Source organism: Paucibacter sp. PLA-PC-4, assembly GCF_026241155.1.
In the GTDB taxonomy this organism is placed as follows: Bacteria; Pseudomonadota; Gammaproteobacteria; order Burkholderiales; family Burkholderiaceae_C; genus Roseateles_E.
Map to the genome: position 1 here is coordinate 1 of NZ_JAPFGP010000020.1, position 26770 is coordinate 26770.

Genomic DNA, 26770 nt, shown 5'->3' on the forward strand with positions numbered 1-26770 from the left:
CGCCGCGCTGGGCACTTCCCAGGTCTCCACCCTGGAGAGTGACGATCTGCGCGCCCTGGGCAGCGCCCAGCTTCGCGCCCTGAACTCCGACCAGCTCGGCGCCCTGTCCACCGACAACATCCAGGCGCTGAAGTCTGAACAGGTCGGTGCGTTGAGCACCCAGCAGGTCCGCGGCCTGAGCACCGACCAGATCGGTGCACTGGAGACCGACGATCTGCGTGCGCTGGGCACCGCCAGCCTGCGTGCGCTCAACAGCGATCAGCTTGCGGCCCTGAACTCTGACCAGATCGGCGCGCTGCGCACCCAGCAGGTGGGAGCGCTATCGAGCAGCCAGGTTCGCGAGCTCGGCAGCGCCGACCTCAACGCGCTGAGTACTGACCAGTTCAAGGCCCTCAACAGCGCACAAATTGCCGCGCTGGGTAGCTCCCAGGTCTCCACGCTGGAGAGCGATGATCTGCGTGCCTTGAGCAGCGCCCAGCTGCGTGCCCTGAACTCCGACCAGATCGGCGCCCTGTCCACCGACAACATCCAGGCCCTGCGCAGCGAGCAGGTCGGGGTGCTGAGCACGGCCCAGGTCCGCGGCCTGAGCACTGATCAGATGGCGGCGATGGAGACCGACGATCTGCGTGCCCTGGGCACGGCCAGCCTGCGTGCGCTCAACAGTGATCAGCTCGCGGCCCTCAACTCCGACCAGATCGGTGGGCTGCGTACAGCTCAAGTCGCCGCACTGACTACGGCCCAGATCCGCGACCTCGGCAGCGATGACCTCAACGCCCTGGGCACCGACCAGTTCAAGGCCCTGAACACCGGCCATATCGCGGCACTGAGCACCAGCCAGATCGCCACGCTGGAGAGCGATGACTTGCGTGCACTGAGCAGCGCCCAGATCCGTGCACTGAACTCCGACCAGATCGGCGCCCTGTCCACCGACAACATCCAGGCCTTGCGCAGCGAGCAGGTGGCCGCACTCAGTACCAACCAGATCCGCGGACTCGAGACCGAGCAGATCGCGGCGCTGGAGAGCGATGACCTCAGGGCGCTGAACTCGGCCCAGCTGAGGGTGCTGAGCACCGAGCAGATCGGCGCACTGAGCACTGACAATGTCGAGGCCATGCAAACCCATCAGTTCGCAGCACTGAACTCGAGCCAGATTGCCGGCCTGAGCACGGATCAGATCAGGGCCATCGAGACCCAGGACCTGGCGCAGCTGACCACAGCCTCGGTGAAGGGGCTTAGCACCGACCACATCCAGGCCCTCACCACCGACCAGATCGCCGGTTTCGAGACCCAGGACCTGGGCGCGATGAATATGGACCAGTCGCTGGCCTTCAGCTCCGATCAAATCGGTGCGATGACCGGCGCCCAGGTCGGCGCGCTCTTCCTGTCCACGCCCATCATGCTGGATCTGGATGGCAACGGCATCCAGACGCTGGCAGCCGCCGACGGCGTCGATTTCGATCTGACCGGCACCGGCCATGTGCAGCGCTGGGGCTGGGCCGGCAGTGGCGACGGTCTGCTGGTGATGGATCGCAACGGCGACGGCAGCATCAATGACGGTCGCGAGCTGTTCGGCTCCGGCACCATGCTTGCCGACGGCCGCCGCGCCGCCGATGGCTACCACGCGATGAGCCAGGAAGACAGCAACGGCGATGGCAAGCTCAGCGCGCTGGATGCCAGCTGGGCGCAGCTGCAGGTCTGGGTCGATGCCAATAGTGACGGCAAGACCGACAACGGTGAGCTCAAGTCGCTGGAAGAGCTGGGGGTTGCTGAGCTCAATCTGCAGGCCCAGAAGGGCACCGAGGTCGACAACGGCAACTTCATCGGCCTGGTCTCTGACTACAAGACCACCGACGGGCAGACGATGGCCATGGCCGACGTCTGGTTCGCCAAGGACAGGACGCCGAGCGTCAGCCTGGGTGATGTGCTGACCGGGCCGAGCAGCAATTTGCTGGGCGGCACGGCGGCCTCCACCGGACTGTCGGTGGCCGGACACGGGGCTGCCCCCCTCCACCCCTTGGCCAAGCCGCTGGCCGATGAGGATGAGAACCGCCTGCCGCCGCTGATCTGATCGGCAGCCTGGCAGCCCTGTGCTGCCGGCCACCAGCCCCATCCGGCACAGCCGCCGGATGGGGCTTCTTCATTTATGCTCGCAGCGCTCACCCGGATCACCGCTATGAACGAATCCCATATCCATCCCAGCGCCGATGTACAGACCCGAGAGATCGGCGCCGGCACCCGCATCTGGCAGTTCTGCGTCGTGCTGGCCGGCGCGCGCATCGGCCAAGACTGCAATATCAATGCGCAGTGCTTCATCGAAAACGATGTGCAAATCGGCGACCGGGTAACCGTCAAGTGCGGCGTGCAACTGTGGGATGGCATCAGCCTGGCCGACGATGTCTTCGTCGGCCCGAACGTTACGTTTGCCAACGACAAGTACCCGCGCTCTAAGCACTACCCGCCGGCCTTCCAGCGCACCCAAGTCGGCGCCGGCGCCTCGATCGGCGCCAATGCAACGATCCTGGGCGGGCTGAGCATCGGCGAGGGCGCGATGGTCGGCGCGGGCAGCGTCGTGACGCGAGATGTGCCGGCTGGCGAGCTGTGGGTCGGCAACCCAGCCCGCTCCCGCGGGCCGGTGCCTCAGCGCTGATCGTTCAGACGCAGGCGCGGACTTCCGTGATCACTCGATCGATCTGTGCGGAGCTCATGCCAGGCCACAGGGGCAGACTGAGCACCTCCCGGTGCATGGCCTCGGCAATCGGGAAATCGCCAGGGCCATAGCCCAGTTCGGCATAAGCCGGTTGCAGATGCGGCGGCACCGGGTAATGGATCAAGGTGCCAAGACCCCGCTCGGCTAGGCGTGCTTGCAGGGCGTCACGCGCCGGATGACGGACCACGAATAGGTGCCAGGCCGGCTCCGCCCAGGCCGGCACCTGCGGCAGTTGAAGACCGGTGTCGGCTAGGCCTTCCAGCAGCCGCGCCGCGATCGAGCGCCGTTGCGCTGTGGCCTCGTCGAGCTGGGGCAGCTTGGCGCTGAGCACTGCCGCCTGGATCTCGTCCAGCCGCGAGTTGATGCCTTTGAGCTCGTTGTGATACTTGATGCGCGAGCCGTAGTTGCGCAACACCTTGATGCGCTCGATCAGGTCGGCGTCAGCGCTCGTGACACCGCCGCCATCGCCCATTGCGCCCAGATTCTTGCCGGGATAGAAGCTCCAGGCCGAGGCATGGGCCAGGCCGCCGACCGGGCGGCCCTTGTAGGCGGCACCGTGGGCCTGGGCGCAGTCGTCAAGCACCTTGAGCCCGTGTCGCTCGGCCAGCGCCATGATGGGGTCCATATCTGCCGGCTGGCCGTAGAGGTGCACCGGCAGCAGAACCCGGGTGCGGGGGGTGATCGCGGCCTCGATGCGCGCCGGGTCGAGGTTGAAGCTCAGCGGATCGGGCTCGACGGGCACCGGTCTGGCGCCGCACTGGCTGACCGCCAGCCAGGTGGCGATATAGGTGTTGGAGGGCACGATCACCTCGTCTCCCTCCCCGACGCCCAGTGCGCGCAGGCTCAGATGCAGCGCATCCAGGCCATTGGCGACACCGGCGGCATGGGCGCTTGCACAGTAGCCAGCCCACTGCGACTCGAAGGCGACCAGCTCCTTGCCTAACAAAAACCAGCCACTGGCTGCCACACGGGCCAGCGCCGCATCAATGGCCGGCTGCGAGGCGCGATAGCAGGGCTGCAGATCGAGGAAGGGGATGGGTTCAGACATGGGCTTGTGCGGCCACGGCGGCCAAAAATTCGTCGTAGTTGCGGATGTAGTCCTCGGCCTCGTAGCAGTGCGAGGCCAGCACCAGCAGCACGGCATCAGGCGAGAAGCGGTACTGTATGCCCCAGACCATCGGCGGGATGTGCAGCCCCATCTTGGCGCTGTCCAACAGCACCTGGTCGCGGCGCTCGCCGTCGTCCAGCACCACACTCAGCGAGCCCTTCACGCAAACGAGAAACTGGTGACAGGCCTTATGGGCGTGCTCACCGCGCACCTCCAGGCTGGGCACGTCATAGACCATGAAGAAGCGCTTGGGCTCGAACGGCAGGTGGACTCCGATCTCGCCGAAAGACAGCGCGCCACGCAGGTCGACGATCTTTGGCAACGGATGCAGCCGAGCGCCGCGCGCCTGCAGTGCCGGCACCGCATCGGCCTTGCTGGCGGCCACGGCTGCCACGGTGGTCTCGACCTGCGGCGTATCGGCATAGCCGGTGATGTGGGCGGGATTCCCCGCGACGATGGCATTTGGCGGCACATCGCGGGTAACCACCGCGCCATCGCTGACCAGGGCGCCCGGCCCGATGGTGATGCCGGGCCGGATGGTCGCTCCGGAGCCGATGCTGGCACCGCAGCGAACCCGGGTCTGTGCAAAGCGCTCCGGACGCTGCTTGCTGCGCGGGAAGGGATCGTTGGAGAAGGTGACGTTGGGCCCGATGAAGACATCGTCCTCGATGCGAATGCCGTCCCAAAGCTGCACCCCGCATTTGACGGTGACCCGGTCGCCGATGCAGACATCGTTCTCGATGAAGACATGGTCGCAGATATTGGCCTCGGCGCCGATTTCGGCGCCGGCGAGCACATGGGCGAAGGCCCAGATCCGACTGCCAGGGCCGATGCGGCTGGACTCGACCAGCGCATGAGAATGGACGAACACGGACCGCTTGTCGAGCAACTCGCTCATGGATTTCCTTTGCATCTTGTCGGGCTCTGGCGCTCCGGCCGCCCGGTCTCAGCGCAGCGGCGTCAGCACGCCACGGCCCATCGACCACAGCAAGGCCACCGCCTGCTGGCCGTCGACCAGGGCATTGACCTGGGCCACGCGTAGCGAATAGTAATCCGCCTCCGCGCCCATGACGTCGAACAGGGAGCGCCGGCCCAGTTGCTGCCACTGCTGCAAGGTCGATGCCCGCACCCTCTCGCTATTGCGCAGGATGTCGACTATCAGACGCGCCCGGTCGAAGGAGGAAACGGCAGCCTCATGCATGTCGACCATGCGGTAGCGGCGGGCTTCCAGTTGGTCCTCGCGCTGCAGGCGCACGGCCTCGGCACGCTTGCGGGCAGCGCTGATGCTGTGCTCGGCACCGGCGTTGTAGATCGGGATGTTGACGCTGACGCCGGCGACGAACTCGGCACTCTTGCTGGGGCCAATCTTGCCGGCCGTGGCGGTGCCGCCCATCAGCAGATTGACCTGAGGCTTGTAGCTGGCCACGACCGACTCTGCATAGCTGGATTGAGCGCGGGCCTGGGCCTCCAACTGGGCTAGCTCTGGCGCCAACTCGGCATCGCGCTGCATCTCGGCCAGCTCGGGCACCTGGGTCAACAAGGCCGAGTAGCTGGCACTGGGCGGCAACCGGTCGCCGACGAAGCGGCGTAGCCGCGACTCGACCTGGCGCAGCACGCTGAGAGTCTGAACCACCGCCAGTTCGGCTTGCTGCTGGTTTTTCTGCGCCTGCACCAGCTCGCTGGCACGGCCGCGGTCGGCCTGCACAATGGTGTCGAGCGCCTCAACCAGGCAGGCCATCTTGCGTACATACTGGGCGTAGACCTGGGCCTGCAGCTGGTAGCGGCTGCGATCCATGGCCAGGGACACGGTCTGGAGCGCCAGTTGCTGCTCGACGCTGACCAGGCCATGACGGGCCGCTTCGGCCAGCTGGCTGCGCCAGTTCGCGAGCTGGGCGTTCCGGCCAGAGTCATACAAGGGCGCGCTGACGCTCAGATTGGCGCTGCCCTGGATACCCGACTGGCCGGGAAATCCCTCGGTCTTGTTGCCCGTCTGGGCCAGCGTGCCGCCCAGATTGACCTGGGGTATGCGTGCGGCCTTGGCCTCTTCCCACTCGGAGCGGGCGGCCTGGGCCAGCAAGTTGGCCGCGCCCAGGCCCTGGCTGCGTTGCTGGGCCAGCTCGACCAGCTGCTGCAGCTGGCTGCGCGGGTCGGTGCTGCTGGTCTCGAAGTTCAGCGCCCCGCGTCCCAGCGTGGTCGGCAGCACATCCTCTTCGCCACAGCGGCTTTGCCTGACTTCGGCCGCAGCGAAGGCCGCCGGCGCCGGGGCCGCCTTCTTGGGACGGTTCCTGGTCTGGGCCAGCAGTGGATCGGGCGCCAGCAGCGCCAGCGAAAGCGGCAGGATCAAGACCCGGCGCAGGCCCTGGCGCGAGACGGCGAGCAGTGTTTTCAGCATAGCCCCTACTGGATCACGCCTGGGGGCGCTGCAATGCGCGGAACAAAGGCGCTGCCGGGGTGCAAATCGAGCTCAGCGCTCGCGCATCGCTTCCTGGGTCTTGAGCATGGGCCGGAGCAGAAAGCTCAGCACCGAACGCTCGCCGGTCTTGATCTCGACCGAGGCATTCATGCCCGGAATGACCTCGACCGCCTCACCCTTGTAGCGCAGGGTACTTCGCTCGGTGCGGACCAAGGCACGGTAGTAGCGGCCGTCGCCCCCCTTGTCGGCATCGCCCAGCGCATCGGGGCTGATGTACTCGACCTTGCCTTGCAGGCCACCAAACACGTTGTAGTCGAAGCCGGCAACCTTGATCGTGGCCTTCTGGCCGACCCGCAGATAGCCGATCTCGGCCGGTTTGATGCGGGTCTCGACGAGGATGCGCTCGGTAAGTGGCACAATTTCCATAATGGGTGCGCCGGTCGTGATGACACCGCCGAGAGTGTTGGCACGGATGTTCTTGACCAGACCATCGACCGGGGAGCTCAGCACCGTGCGGGTCAGCGCATCCTGCCGGACGACCATTTGCTCCTGTTGCTGGGCCAGTTCGTTGCGCAACTTGACCAGCTCGGCGCTGGCCTCCTGCCGAAAACGGCTGACTCGCTCGCTGCGCTGCAGCTGCAGCTCGTTGACCTGGCGCGACAGTCGCATCACTTCCACATCGGACATCAGCCCCTTGGCCGCCATGCTCTGCGCGATGCGCATCTCGCGCCCCAGCAGCGCGGCGCTGCGGCCGATGCTGGCTACGGCCTCCTCCAGCAGGCGCTGGCGCGCCTCGAATGACTCGGTCTCGGCCTCCATCAAAGCCTTGTGATCGCGCAGCTCGGCAGGAAACTGCAGCGGCCGCCCGGCGGCCTCGGCCGCCAGCCGCGCAATCGTTGCCTGCAAGGCCAGACGCTTGACCTGACCCTCGTTTTGCTGCGCCTCGACCCGGGTAGGATCTAGGCGGACCAGCACCTGGCCCCGGCTGACCCGGTCGCCCTCTCGCACCAGCAGCTCCCGCAGGATGCCGACCTCGGCACTGGCAATCACCTGCTCGCGCGCGTCTGGCACGATGCGGCCATCGTTGCGGCTGACCTGCTCGACCTCGGCCAGTGCCGACCAGACGATGGCCACCAGCACCGCCGCCAGCAGCAGGTACAGCACCCAGGTCACGCGCGGCAGCGGCTCATCCACCTGGGCCGCGGCCAGCGCGCTCATGAACATGCCCTCGTCGCGAGATGCGCTCATTGCAGCCATCCCCTCATACCGAAGCCGACCGCTGGACTGGCTGGGCGCTCGGATGCATGTGCAGGTTCGAGCCCTCCCCGGCCGGTGCGGGACGTATGCCAGACAGCGCAGCCAGCACTTGGTCGCGTGGTCCGTCCAGCACCAGCTTGCCGGCATCCATCACGACTACCCGCGAGACCAGCTCCAGCACCGCAGGCCTGTGCGTCACCACCACGAGGGTGCACTCGGGCGCCGCATCTCGCAGCTGGCGCAGAAAAGCCACTTCGGACTGTGCGTCCATGGAACTGGTGGGCTCGTCCATCAGCAACACCTGGGGCTTTGTCACCAGGCTGCGTGCCAGTGCCACGAGCTGGCGCTGGCCGCCCGACAACAGGCCGCCCATCTCTCCGACCGGCAGGTCCCAGCCCAGGGGATGGCCGGCGATTACGCGGTCCAGACCCGTCAGCCGCGCCACCTCGACCAGGCGCGCCGCATCGATATGAGCCCGGCCCATCAGCACGTTGTCGCGCAAGGTCCCGTGAAACAGCCGCGGCTCCTGGGCCACGAAGCCGACCCGGGCGCGGAACTCTGCCGGATCGATCTGGCGCAGATCGATGCCGTCAACCTCCACCATGCCCTCGGTCGGCTGGTACAGCCCGGCCAGCAGGCGCAGCACGGTGGATTTGCCACTACCGATGCGACCCAGCACCGCCACCCGTTCGCCGGCCTTCAGGCGCAGGTTGACGCCCTTGAGAACCTTGGGCGCATTGCCCTCGCCACTCATCGGATAGGCAAAGCCGACATCCTGCAGTCCCATGCTGCCGCTGATGCCGTTGAGCGGCACGTAGTTGCGATGGGCACTGCGCTCGGTGGGCTTGGCCATCAGCTGGTTCAGCGAAACAAGCGCCGCATGCGCGCCCTGGTAGCGGGCGGCCAGACTCACGACACTGCCCAGTGGCGCGATCGCGCGGCCGGCGAACATCACCGCGCCTATAAGCGCGCCAGCGCTGATGCTGCCGGCCTCGATCAGATAGACGCCCCAGACCAGCATGACCAGGGTGATCGCCTGCTGCAGGGACGATGAAATATTGCTACTCCAGCTGTGCATGCTGCGGGTGCGCATGCCGGCCTCGGCCGCCACAGCATTGCTGGTTTCATAGCGGCGTATGAAGCGCCCCTCGGCACCCGAGGTCTTCAGGTCTTCGAGGCCCTCGATCGCCTCGACCAATGTTCCCTGCAAGTCGGCCATCTCGGTCATATTGGCCCGCACCGCCCGTCGCATGCGGCCCTGGATGGCCCAGGTCATGCACAGGATCAGCGGAATCGCAATCACCAGCACCCAGCCCAAAGGCCCGCCGATCACAAACGCCATCGTGACGAACAGGATGATGAAGGGCAGATCCGACACCACCGACATGCTGGCGGAGGCGAAGAAGTCGCGCACCACCTCGATCTGCGCAAGGGTATGGGCGTAAGAGCCGGCCGACTCGGGCTTGTGCTCCATGCGCACGCCCAGGGTCTGGCGAAACAGCTTGGATCCGATGATCAGATCAGCCTTGCGCCCGGCGATATCGATCAAGTGGGACCGCAGCTGCTTGGCAAAGAGATCGAACAGCAACGCCAGCGTGGCGCCGACAGCCAGGGTCCACAGGGTCACGAAGCTCTGGTTCGGGATCACCTTGTCGTAGATCACCATGGTCACCAAGCCGGACACCAGCATCAGCACATTGCTGAGCAGGGCAGCCACCATGGCCGCACGATAGTAGGGAATGAAGCGTCGCAGCGTGCCCCACAGCCAGTGACTGCCCTCGGCGCGCAGCAGCGGCTCGCCGCGTCCCTGGGCGGCGCCGGCCTGCGACACCTCGGGCAGGGTGACCAGCAGCACGAAGCCGGTGAACTCGGTTTCCAGCTCGGCCAGCGAGGCGCGGCAGACATTGGCGTCGGCGCCTGGGAACACCACGTCATAGGTGGCCTGCCCCGCCTCGGAAGCCTCGTGGCGGGCCACCAGCACGCAGGCGTCACCGCCATTGAGCAGTAGCACGGCCGGCAACAGCAATGGGCTGATGTCGGAGATCTTCTTGCGCGACAGGCCGGCGTTGTAGCCGGCTTCGCGCATCACCCGTAAGGCCTGATCTGGCCCAAGGGCGCCCTCGGTCGGCATGCCGGCCCGCAAGGACTCGGCAGAGCGGGCCCGGCCGTGGTGCCGGGTCAGCCAGACCAGGGCATGCAGCAGGGGATCGCCGATGTCCGGCCCGGCCTCGGCCTCCCAGTCGCGCGGCTCCTCGACCGGCGCGGGCGCAGAGCCGTCCGCCGCCAGGTACAGCCCCGGCGATCCGGGCGGCCTGCCTGCGCCGTCGAAGAAGGGATCGTGCTTTTTCTGCGTCACCGCGTTCCTTCAGGCTGGCGCTTGGGCAGCGCCAGGGCTTCGAACTTGTCCTCCAGCTCGCGCACCATGCCGGGAATATCGAACAGGGTCGAGGCCCGGCCATGCTCGCCCAGATAGCGCTTGTAGGAGGCAGCGCGCGCCGGGTTCTGGCCAATCTGCACGGCCCGCTGCTCGTACTCCTGCAGAGAATAGGTGACAAGATCGGGCAATCCCACATGGGTCAGTAGGCTGCCGCACATGCGCGAGATATAGCTGCGCCCCGAGCGGGTCAGGATGGGCGCGCCCATCCACAGGCAGTCGCTGGCCGTGGTGCCCGCGTTGTAGGGGAAGGTGTCCAGCACCAAGTCGGCGAGCACGAAGCGCGCCAGGTATTCGGGCGGCGCCACCCGCGGCGCGAAGATCAGTCGTTCGGCCGCAACGCCGTGGGCGGCCGCAGTGGCCAGCATATTCCGCTTGGCCCATTCGTTGTCGGCCAGCAGCCACAGCACGCTGCCGCTGACCTGCTGCAATATGCGCATCCAGGCCGCGAACATCTCTTCGTTGAACTTGTGATTGTTGTTGAAGGAGCAGAAGACGAAAGCCTCCTCGGGCAGCTGGTACTGCGCACGGCTGGGCGTCGGGCCCACCTCGCGCTGGCGGTCGCTGACCTGGTAGCAATGCTCCAGCGTGATTGGGCGCTCGGTGCAGAAGCTCAGGTACTCCGGCGGCATCACGTAGCGGTCGGCGATGATCCAGTCCACGCCCGGCAGCGCCGAGGTGGCCGGCAGGCCCAGATAGCTTACCTGCACCGGCGCCGGCCGGTAGGCCAGGATGTTGGGGCGGGCCCCGCTGGTCAGGCCTTGCAAATCCACCAGCACGTCGATACCTTGCTGTGCAATCAGGCGGGCGGCCGCTTCGTCCTCGAGCTCGCCGATACGATGCACCCGGTCCATCGCGTCGAGAATGCGCCGGCGCTGGGCCGTACCGTCCTCCCGGCTCCAGCAAAAGGCATGGACCTCAACGCGACCGCGGTCATGCAGTTCGAACAGCTCGGGCGTCAATAGACCCACTGCATGCATGCACAGATCGCCGGACAGATAGCCGATCTTCAGGCGCCCCTGGCGCGGGCTGGCCGCATGCAGATGGTGATAGGGCCGGCCCTTGTACTTCAGCACCTTCTCCAGCACAAAGCGCTGAGAGGTCATCAGCTGGAGCGCCGGATCGTCGCTGATGCTGAGCATGGCCAGCAGCGAGGTGCTGCACAGCAGCTGGTTGTAGGTGACCTCGCCGACCGGCTGGTAGACAGGCCATTCGCACTGCTTTTGGCGTATGTGCACATAGTGCTGCATCACATCGCTCTGGTCGGGCTTGAGCGCCAGGCTGCGCTGCATCCAGGACTGTGACTCGGCAAAGCGCTTTTGCAGCTCCAGCAGCCGGGCCAGATTGTTCATCGCATGCAGGCTCAGCTCCAGCGGATCGCCGCCGACGCTGTCCAGGCCGTGCGTGCTCTCGGCCACCTCCTGCCAGGCCGCCAGGGCCTCGGAGACACGGCCCAAATGCTCAAGCTGGTGACCCAGATTCAGGCGCGCCTGGGCGAAATTCGGTTTGAGCGCCAGCGCCTGTCGGTAGAGCTGCTCGGCCTCGGCATGGCGTCGCAGATTGCCCAGCAAGGTGCCACAGTTGTAGCAGGCGACCGTGCGCAGCGGCGAGTCCGACGCGGCGATCCAGGCCATGTACAGCGCCGCCGCCGCGTCCGCCAGACCCAGGTTCTGCCAGCGTCCCGCCTCGGCCATCAGCTCCGGCAGGCCGATGGCAGCGGTGCTGGCCTGCGCCATCGCGCGCTGCCAAGCAGCGGCATGGGCGTCGGGTACGGCAAGCGATTGGAGGCTGGGCTGAGACATGTCCATGACAAGAAGCCGTCGGTCGACGGCCGTAGAACAGATTGACTTTGATGGTAGGGGCTGACCCGGACACGCAGCCAGTGATTAGGCGCGCATTTCACCGCCAAATCGCCTCGCCGTCGGCTTTGCGCCGGAAGAAGTCCGGGGGGACGGCACATATTCACGGCCATTGAGGCGGATCTGGGGCCGCAAAGCCGCTTTTATCGCCGCTTGGAATGCGCCTGGTCTGACCAGAATCTGCATCGTGCCGCCCGGAGGGGGACAGGTGCCGTCCGCTGATGAAAACAAGACAAGCCATGCTGAACAAGCTCTTACCGCGTTGGAAGCAGTCCAGGTCCAGAACGTCCCAGCCGCCATCCGAGCCCAGCACCGTCCGTGGCGCGGCCATCCATCCGCCCGGCCAGCGTCCCGACGACTCGCTGCTGCAAAGCCTGCTGCGCTGGCTGCCGCGCGAAGCCGAGCCCTGGGGTGACACGCCGGCCCAGGCGCGGGCACGCTGCGCGCAGTTGCTGCCGCAACTGCGCGCCGATTTCGAGGCCTCGCTGTGCGATGTTCCGGCTGCCGATGAGTTGCGGCGAAGCATCAAGCGCGGCCGCAGCCTCGACGATTTCTGGCATCTGCGCGGCTGGCTCTATACCGAGGTGGCCCGCGCACTGAGCCAGCGCGAGGCCGAGCTGCGGCTGGCCCATATCAACCGCCATTTCACCGATCCACTGGACGCCTTCTTTTTCAGCGGCCCGAACCGGCGGCAGTGAGGGCGGCGCAGGTTCAGCGGCCCAGATAGTCCATCTTGCCCAGGCTGACTCCGGCATGGCGAAGCAGCGCGTAAGTGGTGGTCAGGTGAAAGTAGAAGTTGGGCAGAGCGAAGTGGCGCAGATAGTCCTCACCATTAAAGCGGTGCGGCTCGCCGGCGCGAGTCGGGATCTCGATCGCGCGATCCTCGCTGCCGTCCACCAAGGCTGCCGGCACCGAATTCACATAGTCCATCGTCTTGCGGATGCGCTCAATCAGCTCGTCCAGCGTCGCTTCAGTGTCCTCCCACTTGGGTGCCTGCTGGCCTGATAGGCGAGCAATGCAGCCCTTCGCGGCATCACTTGCGATCTGGATCTGGCGCGGCAGCGGCAGCATGTCCGGTGCCAGGCGCAAAGTCATGTAGACGCTGGTGTCGAACTTTTTGGCCTCAGCATGGGCTTTGGCGGTGTCCAGCCAGTTCAGCGCATTGCCAAACATGCGGATAAAGACCGGCGCGCTGGCCGAGTGCATCGAAATCGTCATGGGTGTCTCCGTGTGTCAAGGGTGGCGCGATCGTAACGATTTGGCTCATTCGCTGCAGAGCGGTCAGAGATGCCCGCAAGCCAGGGCAAAATGGCAAGCAGCACACCATGAATATCATCATCCTCGACGACTACCAGGACGCGGTGCGCAAGCTGCGCTGCGCCGCCAAGCTGGACCCGCTGAACGCCAAGGTCTTCACCAACACCGTCAAGGGCATTGGCCAGCTGTCGATACGGCTGCGCGATGCCGAGGTCCTGGTGCTGATACGCGAGCGCACTCATTTCCCCCGCCAGCTGCTTGAGAAACTGCCCAAGCTCAAGCTGATCGCGCAAACCGGCCGGGTCGGCAGCCATATCGACGTCGAGGCCTGCACCCGGCTGGGCATCGCGGTGGCTGAGGGCGTGGGCTCTCCTGTCGCGCCAGCCGAACTAACCTGGGCGCTGATCATGGCCTCGATGCGGCGGCTGCCGCAGTACATTGGCAATCTCAAGCATGGGGCCTGGCAGCAGTCCGGGCTTAAGAGCGGGTCGATGCCGCCGAACTTCGCGCTGGGCATGGTGCTGCGCGGCAAGACGCTGGGCATCTGGGGCTACGGCAAGATCGGCCAGCTGCTGGCCGGCTACGGCCGCGCCTTCGGCATGCAGGTGCAGGTTTGGGGCAGCGAGGCTTCGCGGGCCAAGGCGGTGGCCGACGGCTATCTGGCAGCCGAAAGTAGAGCCAACTTTTTCGAGAGCAGCGACGTACTGAGCCTGCATTTGCGTCTGTCGGACACCACCCGCGGACTGGTCACGCCCGAGGATCTGGCACGAATGAAGCCGACCGCCCTGCTAGTCAACACCTCACGTGCCGAGCTGGTGGCCGATGGCGCGCTGGTCTCGGCACTGAACCGCGGCCGGCCCGGCATGGCGGCAATCGACGTGTTTGAGAGCGAACCGCCTCTGCAGGGCCACCCCTTGATGCGGCTGGAGAACGCGGTCTGTACACCCCATATCGGCTATGTCGAGCAGGACAGCTACGAGATGTACTTCGATGCCGCCTTCGACAACGTGCTGAACTTTCTCAAGGGCAGCCCCAGCAATCTCGTCAACCCGGACGCACTGAAAGTCAAGCGGTGAGGTTCAGGTGATGAGTGGCACGGCGCGGCCCGCTTCGCTGAGCATGCTGTTCTGGGCCTTTAACCGCCTGGCACTGCAGGGCTTCGGCGGTGTGCTGGCGGTGGCGCAGCGCGAGCTGGTCGAGCGCCTGGGCTGGCTCAGCCGCCAGGACTTCGTCGAGATGCTGTCCATCGCCCAGGTGCTGCCCGGGCCCAATGTGGTCAATCTCTCACTGATGATAGGCGACCGCTTCTTCGGCATCCGCGGCGCGCTGACGGCGCTGGCCGGCATGCTGCTCTTCCCCTCGGTCATCGTGCTGGGCCTGGCCTCAATCTCCGACGCGCTGCTGCAGCTCCAGACCATGGCCGGCGCGTTGCGCGGCATGGGCGCGGTGGCGGCCGGCCTGATCATCGCTACCGGGCTGAAGCTGCTGCCCTCGCTAAAGCGCAATCCGGTCGGGCGCGCCTGGGCCCTGTTGCTGGCACTAGCCGCCTTTGGCGCCATTGCGCTGGCTCGCACCCCGCTGTTCTGGGTGGTGCTGGGCCTGGGCGGCATCGGCATGCTCCTGGCCTGGCGGCGGCTGTCGCGGGACGATGGGGATGAACGGGCATGAACGAGCTGAGCCTGGCCCAGTTCGGTGGCTTGTTCCTGCATTTCTTGATGCTCTCGCTGCTATCCATCGGCGGTGCGATCACAGCCGCGCCGGAGATGCATCGCTATCTTGTAGGCCAGCAGGGGTGGTTGACTGATACCCAGTTCACCAGCTCGATCGCACTGGCCCAGGCCGCGCCGGGGCCCAACATCCTGTTTGTTGCGGTGCTTGGCTGGAATGTGGCTGGCCCGCTGGGCGCGCTGGCAACGATGGCAGGAATCATGCTGCCCTCCACCACCCTGGTGCTGGCCGCCACCCGCTGGGCCCGCGAGCATAAGCAGACGGTAGGCGTGCGGGCCTTCACTGCCGGCATGGCACCGCTGACCCTGGGCCTCTTGATCGCCACCGGCTGGCTGCTAGCCGTACCCTACGTGCGCGATCCCGAGCACCGCCTGGCCACGCTGGCCGTCATCGCGCTGACCGTGCTGCTGACCGTCAAGACCCGCATCAGCCTGGTTTGGCTGGTGCTGGGCGGCGGGGTGCTGGGGGCGATGGGGATCGTCTGATCCTTAGCTTTGGAGAAGGCCGGAAGCCGCACTGGGACTTTAGGCCTCTTTAGTGCCGAATATCTTGTCACCCGCATCACCCAGTCCCGGGATGATGTAGCCCTGCTCGTTCAGATGGCTGTCGATCGCGGCGGTCCAGCAGCGCACATCGGGGTGGGCCTTGGTTAGCGCGGCAATGCCCTCGGGCGCGGCCACCAGCACCAGGGCGCGGATGTCCTTGGCGCCACGGCGCTTGAGCAGGTCGATAGTCGCGATCATCGAGCCGGCGGTGGCCAGCATAGGATCGACGATCAGCGCAGTTCGCTCGTCGAGCTGGCCGACGAACTTCTCGAAGTAGTGCACCGGCTGCAGCGTCTCATGGTCGCGGGCCAGTCCCACAACGCTGATCTTGGCATTTGGAATCATGTCCAGCACGCCGTCCAGCATGCCCAGGCCGGCCCGCAGAATCGGCACCACGGTGACCTTGCGGCCCGCAATCTGGTCGATCTCGACCGGGCCGCACCAGCCTTCAATTGTGGTTTTCTCCAGCGGGAAATCAGCCGTAGCCTCATAGGCCAAGAGGCGCGCGACCTCGCCGGTCAGCTCGCGGAACTTCTTGGTCGAGGTGTCACCCTCGCGCATCAGCCCAATCTTATGTTTGATCAGGGGGTGGTGGACTTCGATGACGGACATGGCGCTGGTTCTTTCGTTGAATGTCGCGATTATCCGCGCTGGCGCAGCGCCTCATACAGACACACACCGGCCGCCACCGAGACATTCAGGCTCTCGACCGCGCCCTTCATCGGGATGCGCACCAGCTCATCGCAGGTCTTGGCTGTCAGCTGGCGCAGGCCGTCGCCCTCGGCGCCCAGCACTAAGGCCACCGGTCGTTGCAGGTCGATATCGTAGATCGACTTCTCAGCCTGGTCCGAGGTGCCGATGATCCAAACATCGCGCTCCTTGAGCTCGTTGAGCGAGCGGGCCAGGTTCGTGACCATCAGGTAGGGCACGGTCTCGGCAGCGCCGCTGGCCACCTTGGCCACGGTGGCATTCAGTCCCACCGCGTGGTCCTTGGGCGCCAGCACTGCATGCGCGCCCGCCCCATCGGCCACGCGCAGACAGGCGCCAAGATTGTGCGGATCGGTGACGCCGTCCAGCACAAGCAGCAGCGGCACCACCTCGGCCGCCTCCAATCCCTCCATCACCTCGTCCAGCGAATGCAGCATCGCCAGAGCGGTGACGCGGGCGACCACGCCTTGGTGGCGGCTCGAGCCCGCCAGCTTGGAAAGGCGCTCGTCGTCACTGTCGACGATCTTCATGCCCGCTTCCTTAGCGCGTTCGACGAACTGGCGCATGCGCTGATCGCGCCGCGTAGCGTCGACATGGACTTCGCTGATCGACTTGGGATGCGTCTTTAGCCGCACGGTAACGGCATGAAAGCCAAACAGAATTTTATTGCTAGTGCTCATGGCGCCATGGTAACTGCCATCAGCAAGCCGATCAGCAGGGGCTGGTGCAGCATATAAAAGCTCAGCGACCATCGCCCCAACGCCGCCAGCGGCGCCAGCATGGCCGGGAGCGCCCCTTGCAGCAACGCCGGCCGCCAGCGCCCCAAAGCACAGCCCCACAGCATCACGCCGATCCAGGGCAGCAGCGGCACATAGTCCTCGGTGAAGGGTTTGGCGGTGACCAGACCGACCCAGTTCGTCCAACGGCTGTCGAACACCGGGTGCTGCCACAGCGCCGGCGCGACCAGCGCCAGCAGGCCCAGGCCGAATAGCCCGGCCAGCGGCAGCCGCGGCGCCAGCAGCCGTAGGACCAGCAGCATCAGCGCCATCCCGTGCAGCACGCCGAAGCTGATGAAGCTGCGCGGGAACATCAGCCAGGAGCCGGCCGAGACAAGCACCGCACAGCCAGCCACCTGGGCCCAGCGGCGCCAAAACCGCGGCCAGCGCTGGCCGCCGGCCAGCGCCACCGACTGGCCCAGCCCGGCACAGAAGAGGAACAGGCTGACGATGGCCGTGCGCTGCCAAGTCCAGAATGGGTCGTGCGTGAAATCGGCCGCAATCATCCCGAAATGATCGAGATCGAAACAGAAATGGAAGATCGCCATCCAGACGACGGCGCCGCCGCGCAGCGCGTCCAGGCGTTGATATCGGAGGGCGGGGTCAGGTCTTATCATCAGCGCCGCAGTCTATCGACAAACCAGCCATGCATCGTCTACTCCTGCCCACCCTGCTCGCCGCATTGAGCCTCGGTGCCGCCCAGGCCCAGCAGCCCCGCGAGGTCCAGCCGCGCGGCCCGCTGCAGGCGGCCGAGCTTAACCACATCAATGTCTTCAAGCGGGTCTCGCCCTCGGTGGTCCACATCACCACGCTGGGCCTGAGCCGAGATATGTTCTCGATGAATGTCTCCGAGGTGCCGCGCGGCACCGGCAGCGGATTCATCTGGGACGAGCAAGGCCATATCGTCACCAACTTTCATGTGATCCAGGGCGCCAACGCGGCCCGCATCACGCTCAATGACCAGAGCAGCTACGACGCCGAGCTGGTCGGCGCCTTCGAGGACCGCGATCTGGCTGTGCTGCGCATCAAGGCGCCTCGCGACAAGCTGCCGCCGATCCCAATGGGCGCCAGTCGAGACCTGCTGGTGGGCCAGCAGGTCTATGCGATCGGCAATCCCTTCGGCCTTGACCAAACGCTAACGACCGGCATCGTCTCGGCGCTGAACCGCGAGATCGAGTCTGTGACACGACGCAGCATACGAGGCGCGATCCAGACCGATGCGGCCATTAACCCCGGCAACTCCGGTGGCCCGTTGCTGGACTCGGCCGGCCGCCTGATCGGCGTCAACACCTCGATCTACAGCCCCAGCGGTGCCAGCGCCGGCATCGGCTTCGCGATCCCTGTGGACGAGGTCAACCGTGTCGTGCCCCGCTTGATCAAGGACGGCCGCTTCATCCGCCCGGCCCTGGGCGTCAGCGCGGCGCCGGAGCAGTTGCACCGCGCGCTGAAGCTGCCCAAGGGCGTGGCGCTGCTGCGCGTGACGCCCGGCAGCCCGGCCGCCAAGGCCGGTCTGCAGGCATTCGCCCGGGCGCGCGACGGCAGCTTGATTCAGGGCGATGTGATCACCGCGGTCGGCGAGGTCGCTGTGGCCGATCTCGATGACATGCTCAGCGAGCTGGAGCGCCGCCAAAGCGGCGACACGGTCCGGCTGACGGTCTGGCGCGGCGGCAAGACCCGGGTGCTCAGCGTCGTACTGGGAAGCTCAGACTGACAAGGCCGCATCGATAGACCACAGGACCTGAGCAATCTCCAGCGGCTTGGTCAGGCAGCTTGAGGCGCCGGCGGCCAGCGCGCCACGGCAAGGCCTTGCTTCGGCAAGGTTGGCGTGACACTCCTAGACTGGCTTCATGAGTCCTCTTTCCATCCTCGATCTCGCCCCCATCGTCGAAGGCGGTACCGCCGCCCAGGCCTTGCACGACAGCATCGCGCTAGCCCGACATGCCGAAGGGCTGGGCTACACCCGCTTCTGGGTGGCTGAACACCACAATATGGACGGCATCGCCAGCTCTGCCACCGCCGTGCTGATCGGCCAGCTGGCGCAGGCCACGCAGACCCTGCGCATCGGCTCCGGCGGCATCATGCTGCCCAACCACGCGCCGCTGACGATTGCCGAGCAGTTCGGCACGCTGGCCACGCTGTTTCCCGACCGCATCGACCTGGGTCTGGGCCGCGCGCCGGGCACCGACGGCCCGACCATGCGGGCGCTGCGCCGCCACCTGAGCACGGCCGCCGAGGACCGCTTTCCACAGGATGTGCTAGAGCTGCAGGCCTATCTGGGCCCGGCCAAGGAGGGGCAGGTCGTGCGCGCGATCCCTGGCCAGGGCACCGAGGTGCCGATCTGGCTGCTCGGGTCCAGCCTGTACAGCGCCCAACTGGCCGCCTATCTGGGCCTGCCCTTTGCCTTTGCCTCCCATTTCGCGCCCGACTTGCTGATGCAGGCGCTGGACCTCTACCGCAACCAGTACCGCCCCAGTGCCAGACATCCCAAGCCCTATGCGATGGTGGGACTGAACGTGGTCGTGGCTGACAGCGATGCCGAGGCGGCCTTTCTCTTCACCTCTTTGCAGCAGCGCTTTCTGGGCATGCAGCGCGGCCAGCGCGGGCTGCTGCCACGGCCGGTCGACGACATGGAGTCGCGCTGGAACACGGCCGAGAAGGCGGGCGTGGCACGCATGCTGGCCGAATCCCTCGTCGGCTCGCCGGTGACGGTACGTGCGGGCCTGCGCGCGACGCAGCAACGCACAGGTGCTGACGAGTTCATTGTCGCCTGCGCAGTGCACGACCAGACGGCACGTCGGCGCTCCTACGAGTTGCTAGCGCACCTGGGCCGCTAGGCGTTTTCTAAACGCTCCTCAGAGCTTGAAGATCTGCACCGCTTCGACGAGGCGGCCGGCCTGGTGTTTCAGGCTCTCGGCGGCGGCGGCACTCTGCTCCACCAGCGCAGCGTTTTGCTGCGTGACCTGATCGAGCTGACCCACCGCGTCGCTGACCTGGCCTATGCCCGAGGTCTGCTCGACAGTGGCGGTGCTGATCTCGCCGATCAGATCGGCCACGCGCTTGACCTGGGCCACGATGCCTTCCATCGCCTGACCTGCGTCACCGACTAGACGAGTGCCGGTCTCGACCTTCTCGACACTGTCGTTTATCAGGCTCTTGATTTCCTTGGCAGCATTCGCGCTGCGCTGCGCCAGGCTGCGCACCTCGGAGGCGACGACGGCGAAACCTCGCCCCTGCTCGCCAGCCCTTGCAGCCTCGACGGCGGCATTCAGCGCCAGGATATTGGTTTGGAAGGCGATGCCGTCGATCACGCTGATGATGTCGCTGATGCGCCGGCTTGAGGCGCTGATCTCGTCCATCGTGCCGACCACTCGGGCCACCACGTCGCCGCCCTGGGTAGCCGCCGCGCGGGCCGAGCCGGCCAGGGTGTTGGCCTGCTGGGCAGTGTCGGCGCTGGAGCGCACGGTGCCGGCCAGCTGTTCCATCGATGCGGCAGTCTGCTGCAGATTGCTTGCCTGCTCCTCGGTGCGCTGGCTCAGGTCGGCATTGCCTGTGGCGATCTGGCTGGAGCCGGTTGCTATCGAGTCGCTGCTCTGGCGAACGGTGGATACGACCTTGACCAGGCTCTCATTCATCGCCTTCAGGGCCTGCAGCAGCTGGCCGGTTTCATCGTGGCTCTTTACCTCGATGCGCGAGCTCAGATCACCGGCGGCCACGGTCTCAGCCAGGCGCACGGCCTGCCGGATCGGAGCGACGATGCTGCGAGTGATCCCGATGCTCAAGAGGACGCCGATCACCAGTGCCACCAAGCTGCCACCCAAAATCAGCCAGCGGTTCAGGCTGCGGTTGGCCTCGGCCTCGGCGCTGCGCTGCGCCTGCAACTCGCGCTCGACCTTGTAGAACTCCGCATGCACGGCGCGAAAGCCATCCATTGCAGCCTTGTCGCCGCCCAGCATAAAGGCGGACACCAGATCGTCGATGATCTTGCTGCCGGCACGCACCTCCTGGCGCACAGGGAACAGCGCCTCGATGGCCGCCTTTAGCTCTTGCTGGCGCTGCTTCATCTGGTCCAGGCGCTGTTGCTGCTCAGGGCTGTCGACCGTCAGCTGCTTCGCCTCGGCCCAGCTCTTCTCGAAGGCCGCCTGGCCGATCTTCCAGGGCTCCAGATAACGATCCTCGCCGGCCAGCAGATAGCCGCGGCCGCCGGTTTGCATGCTGACCATGGACTGCAAGAGCTTCTCTCCGCGGTCCAGCACCTCGTAGGTGTGAACATTGAGCTTCTCCGCCTCGGCCAGCTTGGCGCCGCTCCCCAAAGCGGTCCAGACCACCAGCAGGAACACGCCGATCACCGCAGCAAAGGCCACGGCCAGACGGCGGCCGATCGACAAATTGGCAAACATCCTCACTCACAACTCCTCTTGATAGCCGCCCCGGGACACCATAGCCGCCGGGGTCAGGTCTTGAGCTCCGTCGAGACCACCCCAGGCTATCGGCCAGGAGTGGCGAGTCTTGAGGATGAAAAGGCGCTCAGCCTAGCTGTTTGCGCGCATTGCGGAACATGCGCATCCAGGGGCTGTAGGCGCTCTTGTCGCCCGAGGTCCAGCTCATCTGGACATTGCGGAAGACGCGCTCAGGGTGCGGCATCAGCACAGTAAAGCGGCCATCCGGCGTGGTCACCGAGGTCAGGCCCTGGGGGCTGCCGTTAGGGTTCAGCGGATAGATCTCGGTAGGCGCGCCGGCATGGTCGACATAGCGCATCGCGCGCGCCACCGTGCTGGCGTCGCCGCGCTGCGAGAAGTCGGCAAAGCCCTCGCCATGAGCCACTGCGATCGGCAGCCGGCTGCCGGCCATGCCCTGGAAGAACAGACTCGGGCTGTCGAGCACCTCGACCATGGCCAGGCGCGCTTCGAACTGCTCGCTCTTGTTGCGGGTGAACTTAGGCCAGGCCGCAGCACCCGGGATGATGGGCGACAGCGCCGCCATCATCTGGCAGCCGTTGCACACACCCAGCGCGAAGCTGTCGGGGCGCGCAAAGAAGGCCTTGAACTGCTCAGCCAGCAGCGGGTTGAACATGATGGAGCGGGCCCAGCCCTCACCGGCCCCCAGGGTGTCGCCGTAGCTGAAACCACCGCAGGCGACAAAGCCCTTGAACTGATCAAGGCCGACCGCGCCCGCTTGCAGATCGCTCATATGCACGTCGTAGGTATCGAAGCCGGCCAGCGCCATCGCATAACTCATCTCAATGTGCGAGTTGACGCCTTGCTCGCGCAGGATGGCCAGCTTGGGCCGCGAGCCGCTGTTGATGAAGGGTGCGGCCACATCCTCCAGCGGATCGAAGCTCAGATGCAGATGTCGGCCGGGATCGGCGGCCAGGCCGGCCTGGTCATGCTCGCTGTCGGCACAGGCCGGGTTGTCGCGCAGCTGGCTGATACGCCAACTCACCTCGTCCCAGCTCTTATGCAGCGACTCCAGCGCTGCGCTAAACACGGTCTTGGCATCGCGCCAGATCTCGACCTTGCCCGTGGTGTTGGGTTTGCCCACCACATGGCTCAGCCTGGACAGGCCGTGGGCGCGCAGCACCTGCATCACGGCATCGCGCTCGGCGGTGGGCACCTGCAGCAGCACGCCCAGCTCCTCGTTGAACAGCGCCTTCAGCGTCAGTTCCTCGCGGCGCGCACTGACCTGGGCGGCCCAGTTCTTCGAGTCGCCGAAGTCGGCGCGGCTGTCATTGACGCCGTCGCTCTCGGTCACCAGCATGTCCACATTCAGGCTGATGCCCATGTGGCCGGCAAACGCCATCTCACAGGCGCAGGCCCACAGGCCGCCATCGCCACGGTCGTGATAAGCCAGCAGACGCCCTTCGGCCCGCAGCTGATTGACGGCCGCGACCAAGCTCTTGAGCAGCGACGCATCGTCCAGATCGGGCACTGCGCCACCGAACTGGTTCAGCGCCTGGGCCAGGATGGAGCCGCCCATGCGGTGCCGGCCTTGACCCAGGTCCACCAGAATCAGACTGGTGTCGCCGGGCTGCAGCTCGGGCGTCAGCGTTGCGCGCACATCAGCGATGCTGGCGAAGGCGCTGATGATCAGCGAGACCGGCGCGGTGACCTGCTTGTCAGCCCCGTCGTGCCACTTCGTGCGCATCGACAGCGAATCCTTGCCGACCGGGATTGAGATGCCCAGCGCCGGGCACAGCTCCATGCCCACCGCCTTGACAGTGTCGAACAGCGCGGCGTCTTCACCGGGTTCGCCGCAGGCCGCCATCCAGTTGGCGGACAGCTTGACACGCGAGAGCTCGATCGGCGCGGCCAGCAGATTGGTAATGGCCTCGGCAACGGCCATGCGGCCTGAGGCTGGCCCGTTGACGGCGGCCAGCGGCGTGCGCTCGCCCATGCTCATCGCCTCACCAGCAAAGCCCTTGAAGTCGGCCAACGTGACGGCGCAATCAGCCACCGGCACCTGCCAGGGGCCGACCATCTGGTCGCGACTGTTCAGCCCGCCGACCGTGCGGTCGCCGATCGTGATCAGGAAACGCTTGGAGGCCACGGTCGGGTGGCGCAGCACTTCGACGGCGACCTTGGCCAGATCGACACCGGTGAGTTCCAGACGACCCGCATCGCGCTCGAGCCGACTCACCTCGCGGTGCATCTTGGGCGGCTTTCCCAGAAGCACATCCATCGGCATGTCTACTGCACGCTGGCCGCCGGGCCCGTCTTCCAGGATCAGCTCGCGCGCCTCGGTCGTCACGCCCACCACCGCAAAGGGGCAGCGCTCGCGCTCGCACATGCGCTGGAACAAGGCCAGGCTGTCCGGTGCGATGGCCAGCACATAGCGCTCCTGGCTCTCGTTGCACCAAATTTCCTTGGGCGCCATGCCGGACTCTTCCAGTGGCACCTTGCGCAGATCGAAGCGCGCGCCGCGGCCTGCGTCGTTGACCAGTTCGGGGAAGGCGTTCGAGATACCGCCCGCCCCGACATCGTGAATGGCCAGAATAGGGTTCTTGTCGCCCAGGCCCCAGCAGTGGTTGATGACCTCCTGCACCCGACGCTCGATCTCCGGATTGCCGCGCTGAACCGAGTCAAAGTCCAGGTCGGCGGTATTGGTGCCGGCCGCCATCGAGCTGGCGGCGCTGCCCCCCATGCCGATGCGCATGCCCGGGCCGCCCAGCTGCACCAGCAGGGAGCCGGTGGGGAACTCGATCTTCTGCGTCTGGTCGTCGCGAATCGCCCCCAAGCCACCGGCAATCATGATGGGTTTGTGGTAACCGCGCTGGACGCCGTCCACTTCCTGCTCGTAGACGCGGAAATAGCCATTCAGGTTGGGCCGGCCGAACTCGTTGTTGAAGGCCGCGCCGCCCAGCGGGCCCTCGATCATGATCTGCAGCGCACTGGCGATATGGCTGGGCTTGCCCACGGGGTTTTGCTCCCAGGGCTCGCAAAGGCCCGGCAGGTGCAAATTGGAGACCGAGAAGCCGGTCAGGCCGGCCTTGGGCTTGGAGCCGCGGCCGGTGGCGCCTTCGTCCCGGATTTCGCCGCCGGCACCGGTCGAGGCTCCGGGGAAAGGCGAAATGGCGGTCGGGTGGTTGTGGGTCTCGACCTTCATCAAGACATGGGCCAGTTCCTCACGCGCCTCGTAGCGCGGCGCGCGCTGGTCGCCCGCCGGCATCCAGCGCTCGATTCGGTGGCCTTCCATTACCGAGGCATTGTCCGAATAGGCCTTAACCGTATGCTGCGGGCTCAGCTTCTCCGTATTGCGAATCATGCCAAACAGGCTCAGCGGCTGCTCAACGCCATCCACCGTGAACTTGGCATTGAAGATCTTGTGACGGCAGTGCTCGCTATTGGCCTGCGCAAACATCATCAGCTCGACGTCGCTGGGATTGCGCTTAAGGCCGGTGAAGGCCGTCACCAAATAGTCGATCTCGTCGTCGGACAAGGCAAGCCCGAAGTCCTTGTTTGCCGTCTCCAGCGCCGCCCTGCCCTGTGCCAGCACATCGACATGAGCCAGCGGCTGCGCGGTCTTTTCGTCGAACAGATGTGCGGCATCCTCGCGGGCCAGCAGCACACTCTCGGTCATGCGGTCGTGCAGCAACTCGGCACAGGCAATCAGCTCGGCCTGACTCAGGGTCTTGGCGCTGCCCCCCAGGCTGGAGAGCAAGCCCGATTTGAGCTGCACGCGATACTCGGTGACCCGCTCGACGCGGAGGATGCCCAGGCCGCAGTTGTGGGCGATATCGGTGGCCTTCGAGGCCCAGGGGCTGACGGTGCCCAAGCGTGGGGCCACCAGCACCAGACTACCTTCGGCCCCGCCTTCATAGGCATCGCCATAATTCAACAGCGCTGCCAGCCGGGCTTGGTCCTCACTGCTCAGCGCGCTATCACTCCAGACCCAATGCACATGACGCGCATGGACCGCGCTGATGCGCGCATTGACGGCCTGCAGCCGAGGCAGCAAGGCCTGGGCCCGGAACGCGGAAAGAGCGTTGCCGCCCTCGAACGAAAGCAGATGCTTGGTGGAAGCCATGGAATCCCGCAGTGCTAGCCGGACCGAGACGGCCGACCTTCGATGAAGTGCGGGATTCTACCGAGGCTGGCCTGGGTCTTGGTCTTGCCGCCCGCAAAGGCGGCAAGTTTCACCATCCAGTAAGCGAACTCAGCGCTCGGTCTTCATCTTGGCGACGATGCCTTCGATGCGATCCAGCAAGGTGCTCTGGTCTATGGTGGTCAGCTCGCGGTCTTTCAAGACCTGACGGCCGCCAACCCAGACATCGGACACATGTTCGCGGCCTGCCACATAGACCAGCTGGGCCTGTGGGTTGTAGACCGGCCGACATTCCAGCGCGTCCAGCGAGACGGCAACGACGTCGGCGAGCTTGCCCACTTCCAACGAACCGAGCTCATCGCCTCGGCCCATGGCCTTGGCGGCGCGCAGCGTAGCCATCTCCAGCGCGGTGCGGGCCGAGACGGTGGTCGGATTCTGCGTCGAACCCTTGGCCAGTAGGGCCGCCGCGCGGATCTCGCCGAACATGTCCTGGCGGTTGTTGGAGGCCGCGCCGTCAGTGCCCAGAACCGTGTTGACGCCGGCGGCTTCGAGCGCCGTCACCGGGCAGACGCCCGAGGCCAACTTCATGTTCGAGTTGGGGTTGTGGACAAGGTGCACCCGTTGACGCGCCAGCATCGCAATCTCGTCCTCGTTCAGATGGACCATGTGCACGGCCATCATCTTCTCATTGAGCAGGCCCAACTTGTTCAGGCGCTCCAGCGGCCGCATGCCGTACTGTTTCAAGCTGCCATCGACCTCGTCCTGGGTCTCGTGAATATGGCAGTGCATCTGCATCTCATGCTGCTCGGCCAGCTGTCGCAGCTTGACGAAGGTCTCGTCCGACACGGTGTAGGGCGCGTGCGGCGCGCTGGTCCAGTCCAAGAGCTTCTCGCCCTTGAACTGCTGATACGCGGCCAGGCCCTTGGCGATGTAGTCGTCCGGGCCGGAGGCATAACCGGTCGGGAAATCGATCACGTTGATAGACACACCGGCGCGTATGCCCGAGTCGACCGCGGCGCGCGCCATTGCGGTCGGAAAGAAGTACATATCGTTCAGATAGGTCACGCCGCCGCGCAGCGCCTCGGCCGCCGACAGCAGCGAGCCCTGGTAGGTCCAGTCTTCGCTGACCCATTTCTTCTCCAGCGGCCAGATGTGGTTATTGAGCCAGTCCATCAGCGGCACATCGTCGGCCACGCCGCGCAGCAGCGACATCGCCGAGTGGGTATGACCGTTGATCAGGCCCGGGATCAGCACATGCGAGCCGAGCTCGACCTTGGCCGCATTCGGGTACTGAGCCTCGGCCTCGGCCCAGGGCAGGATGGCCGCGATGCGCTCTCCCTGCATCACCAGCGCATGCTCGTTGAGCACCTCGCTGCCGGGCGCCATGGAGACGATCCAGCGGGCCTTCAGCAGGGTTTGTTGGGCTTGGCTCATGGGTAT

At 65.9% G+C, this 26770-nt stretch carries 20 protein-coding genes and 1 pseudogene; 8 read left to right on the forward strand and 13 right to left on the reverse strand.

Translation table 11 applies throughout. The annotated features are described in order from the left end of the window. Together OOZ63_RS24300 and OOZ63_RS29150 are read left to right on the forward strand one after the other, a co-directional pair. Positions 1 to 2068 (forward strand): annotated as a pseudogene (locus tag OOZ63_RS24300) (heme utilization protein); the annotation flags it as partial. Between the two features lie 105 nt (positions 2069 to 2173). Further along, a complete protein-coding gene (locus OOZ63_RS29150; protein ID WP_323055784.1) occupies positions 2174 to 2647 on the forward strand; it encodes an acyltransferase in 474 nt (157 codons plus the stop codon). A gap of 4 nt (positions 2648 to 2651) precedes the next feature. Here the strand turns inward: OOZ63_RS29150 and OOZ63_RS24315 are convergent, their stop codons facing one another. From OOZ63_RS24315 to OOZ63_RS24340, 6 genes are all read right to left on the reverse strand, one after another. Next, positions 2652 to 3755, reverse strand: a complete 1104-nt coding sequence (locus OOZ63_RS24315) for a DegT/DnrJ/EryC1/StrS family aminotransferase (RefSeq protein WP_266008237.1) — start codon at positions 3753 to 3755, stop codon at positions 2652 to 2654. Next, the gene (locus tag OOZ63_RS24320) at positions 3748 to 4713 is read right to left on the reverse strand and encodes a WxcM-like domain-containing protein (protein WP_266008238.1); all 966 of its coding nucleotides are present in this window, start codon (positions 4711 to 4713) and stop codon (positions 3748 to 3750) included. The genes OOZ63_RS24315 and OOZ63_RS24320 overlap by 8 nt, the downstream gene beginning before the upstream one ends. Before the next feature lie 48 nt (positions 4714 to 4761). Next, positions 4762 to 6207: a TolC family protein gene (locus OOZ63_RS24325; protein WP_266008239.1), complete on the reverse strand. Its 1446-nt coding sequence runs from the start codon at positions 6205 to 6207 to the stop codon at positions 4762 to 4764. Between the two features lie 72 nt (positions 6208 to 6279). Further along, a complete protein-coding gene (locus OOZ63_RS24330) occupies positions 6280 to 7476 on the reverse strand; it encodes an HlyD family type I secretion periplasmic adaptor subunit (protein WP_266008240.1) in 1197 nt (398 codons plus the stop codon). A gap of 13 nt (positions 7477 to 7489) precedes the next feature. Further along, positions 7490 to 9841, reverse strand: a complete 2352-nt coding sequence (locus OOZ63_RS24335) for a type I secretion system permease/ATPase (protein WP_266008242.1) — start codon at positions 9839 to 9841, stop codon at positions 7490 to 7492. Next, positions 9838 to 11727 carry a tetratricopeptide repeat protein gene (locus tag OOZ63_RS24340; protein ID WP_266008244.1) on the reverse strand — a complete coding sequence of 630 codons (1890 nt, stop codon included), beginning with the start codon at positions 11725 to 11727 and terminating at the stop codon, positions 9838 to 9840. The genes OOZ63_RS24335 and OOZ63_RS24340 overlap by 4 nt, the downstream gene beginning before the upstream one ends. 272 nt (positions 11728 to 11999) lie before the next feature. Here OOZ63_RS24340 and OOZ63_RS24345 point away from each other — a divergent pair, with 272 nt between their 5' ends. Further along, complete coding sequence (locus tag OOZ63_RS24345; protein ID WP_266008246.1) at positions 12000 to 12476, forward strand: hypothetical protein; 477 nt, start codon at positions 12000 to 12002, stop codon at positions 12474 to 12476. Positions 12477 to 12489: 13 nt separating this feature from the next. Here the strand turns inward: OOZ63_RS24345 and OOZ63_RS24350 are convergent, their stop codons facing one another. Beyond that, positions 12490 to 12996, reverse strand: coding sequence for a DUF1993 domain-containing protein (locus OOZ63_RS24350; protein ID WP_266008247.1), 507 nt, complete (start codon positions 12994 to 12996; stop codon positions 12490 to 12492). Positions 12997 to 13103: 107 nt separating this feature from the next. On the opposite strand from OOZ63_RS24350, the gene OOZ63_RS24355 reads away from it, so the two are divergent. Genes OOZ63_RS24355 through OOZ63_RS24365 form a run of 3 tightly spaced genes read left to right on the forward strand, consistent with a single transcriptional unit; the run spans position 13104 to position 15248 of the window. Beyond that, entirely contained in the window at positions 13104 to 14111 is a 1008-nt protein-coding gene (locus tag OOZ63_RS24355) for a D-2-hydroxyacid dehydrogenase family protein (protein WP_266008248.1), read from the forward strand. Positions 14112 to 14121: 10 nt separating this feature from the next. After that, the gene (locus tag OOZ63_RS24360) at positions 14122 to 14703 is read left to right on the forward strand and encodes a chromate transporter (protein WP_266008249.1); all 582 of its coding nucleotides are present in this window, start codon (positions 14122 to 14124) and stop codon (positions 14701 to 14703) included. Beyond that, positions 14700 to 15248 carry a chromate transporter gene (locus OOZ63_RS24365; protein WP_266008250.1) on the forward strand — a complete coding sequence of 183 codons (549 nt, stop codon included), beginning with the start codon at positions 14700 to 14702 and terminating at the stop codon, positions 15246 to 15248. Before OOZ63_RS24360 ends, OOZ63_RS24365 begins: the two co-directional genes overlap by 4 nt. A gap of 39 nt (positions 15249 to 15287) precedes the next feature. On the opposite strand, the gene upp is transcribed toward OOZ63_RS24365, so the two are convergent. From upp to OOZ63_RS24380, 3 genes are read right to left on the reverse strand one after another with little or no spacing between them, the layout of a single operon-like run. Beyond that, entirely contained in the window at positions 15288 to 15920 is a 633-nt protein-coding gene (gene upp / locus OOZ63_RS24370; RefSeq protein WP_137940635.1) for a uracil phosphoribosyltransferase, read from the reverse strand. A 29-nt stretch (positions 15921 to 15949) separates the two neighbouring features. Beyond that, on the reverse strand, positions 15950 to 16696 hold the full coding sequence (rlmB, locus tag OOZ63_RS24375) for a 23S rRNA (guanosine(2251)-2'-O)-methyltransferase RlmB (RefSeq protein WP_266008251.1): 747 nt from the start codon (positions 16694 to 16696) through the stop codon (positions 15950 to 15952). Further along, positions 16693 to 17409: a DUF1624 domain-containing protein gene (locus OOZ63_RS24380; protein WP_266008252.1), complete on the reverse strand. Its 717-nt coding sequence runs from the start codon at positions 17407 to 17409 to the stop codon at positions 16693 to 16695. The genes rlmB and OOZ63_RS24380 overlap by 4 nt, the downstream gene beginning before the upstream one ends. 29 nt (positions 17410 to 17438) lie before the next feature. Between OOZ63_RS24380 and OOZ63_RS24385 the strand changes: the two genes are divergently transcribed. Together OOZ63_RS24385 and OOZ63_RS24390 are read left to right on the forward strand one after the other, a co-directional pair. Further along, a complete protein-coding gene (locus tag OOZ63_RS24385; RefSeq protein ID WP_266008253.1) occupies positions 17439 to 18503 on the forward strand; it encodes a S1C family serine protease in 1065 nt (354 codons plus the stop codon). Between the two features lie 136 nt (positions 18504 to 18639). Next, positions 18640 to 19626, forward strand: coding sequence for an LLM class flavin-dependent oxidoreductase (locus tag OOZ63_RS24390; RefSeq protein WP_266008254.1), 987 nt, complete (start codon positions 18640 to 18642; stop codon positions 19624 to 19626). 18 nt (positions 19627 to 19644) lie between these two features. Here the strand turns inward: OOZ63_RS24390 and OOZ63_RS29155 are convergent, their stop codons facing one another. The 3 genes from OOZ63_RS29155 to OOZ63_RS24410 form a co-directional block, all read right to left on the reverse strand. Then, entirely contained in the window at positions 19645 to 21189 is a 1545-nt protein-coding gene (locus OOZ63_RS29155) for a methyl-accepting chemotaxis protein (protein WP_323055785.1), read from the reverse strand. A 127-nt stretch (positions 21190 to 21316) separates the two neighbouring features. Beyond that, positions 21317 to 25312, reverse strand: a complete 3996-nt coding sequence (purL, locus tag OOZ63_RS24405) for a phosphoribosylformylglycinamidine synthase (RefSeq protein ID WP_266008255.1) — start codon at positions 25310 to 25312, stop codon at positions 21317 to 21319. A 129-nt stretch (positions 25313 to 25441) separates the two neighbouring features. Further along, entirely contained in the window at positions 25442 to 26764 is a 1323-nt protein-coding gene (locus OOZ63_RS24410) for a TRZ/ATZ family hydrolase (protein WP_266008256.1), read from the reverse strand. Positions 26765 to 26770: the final 6 nt, after the last annotated feature.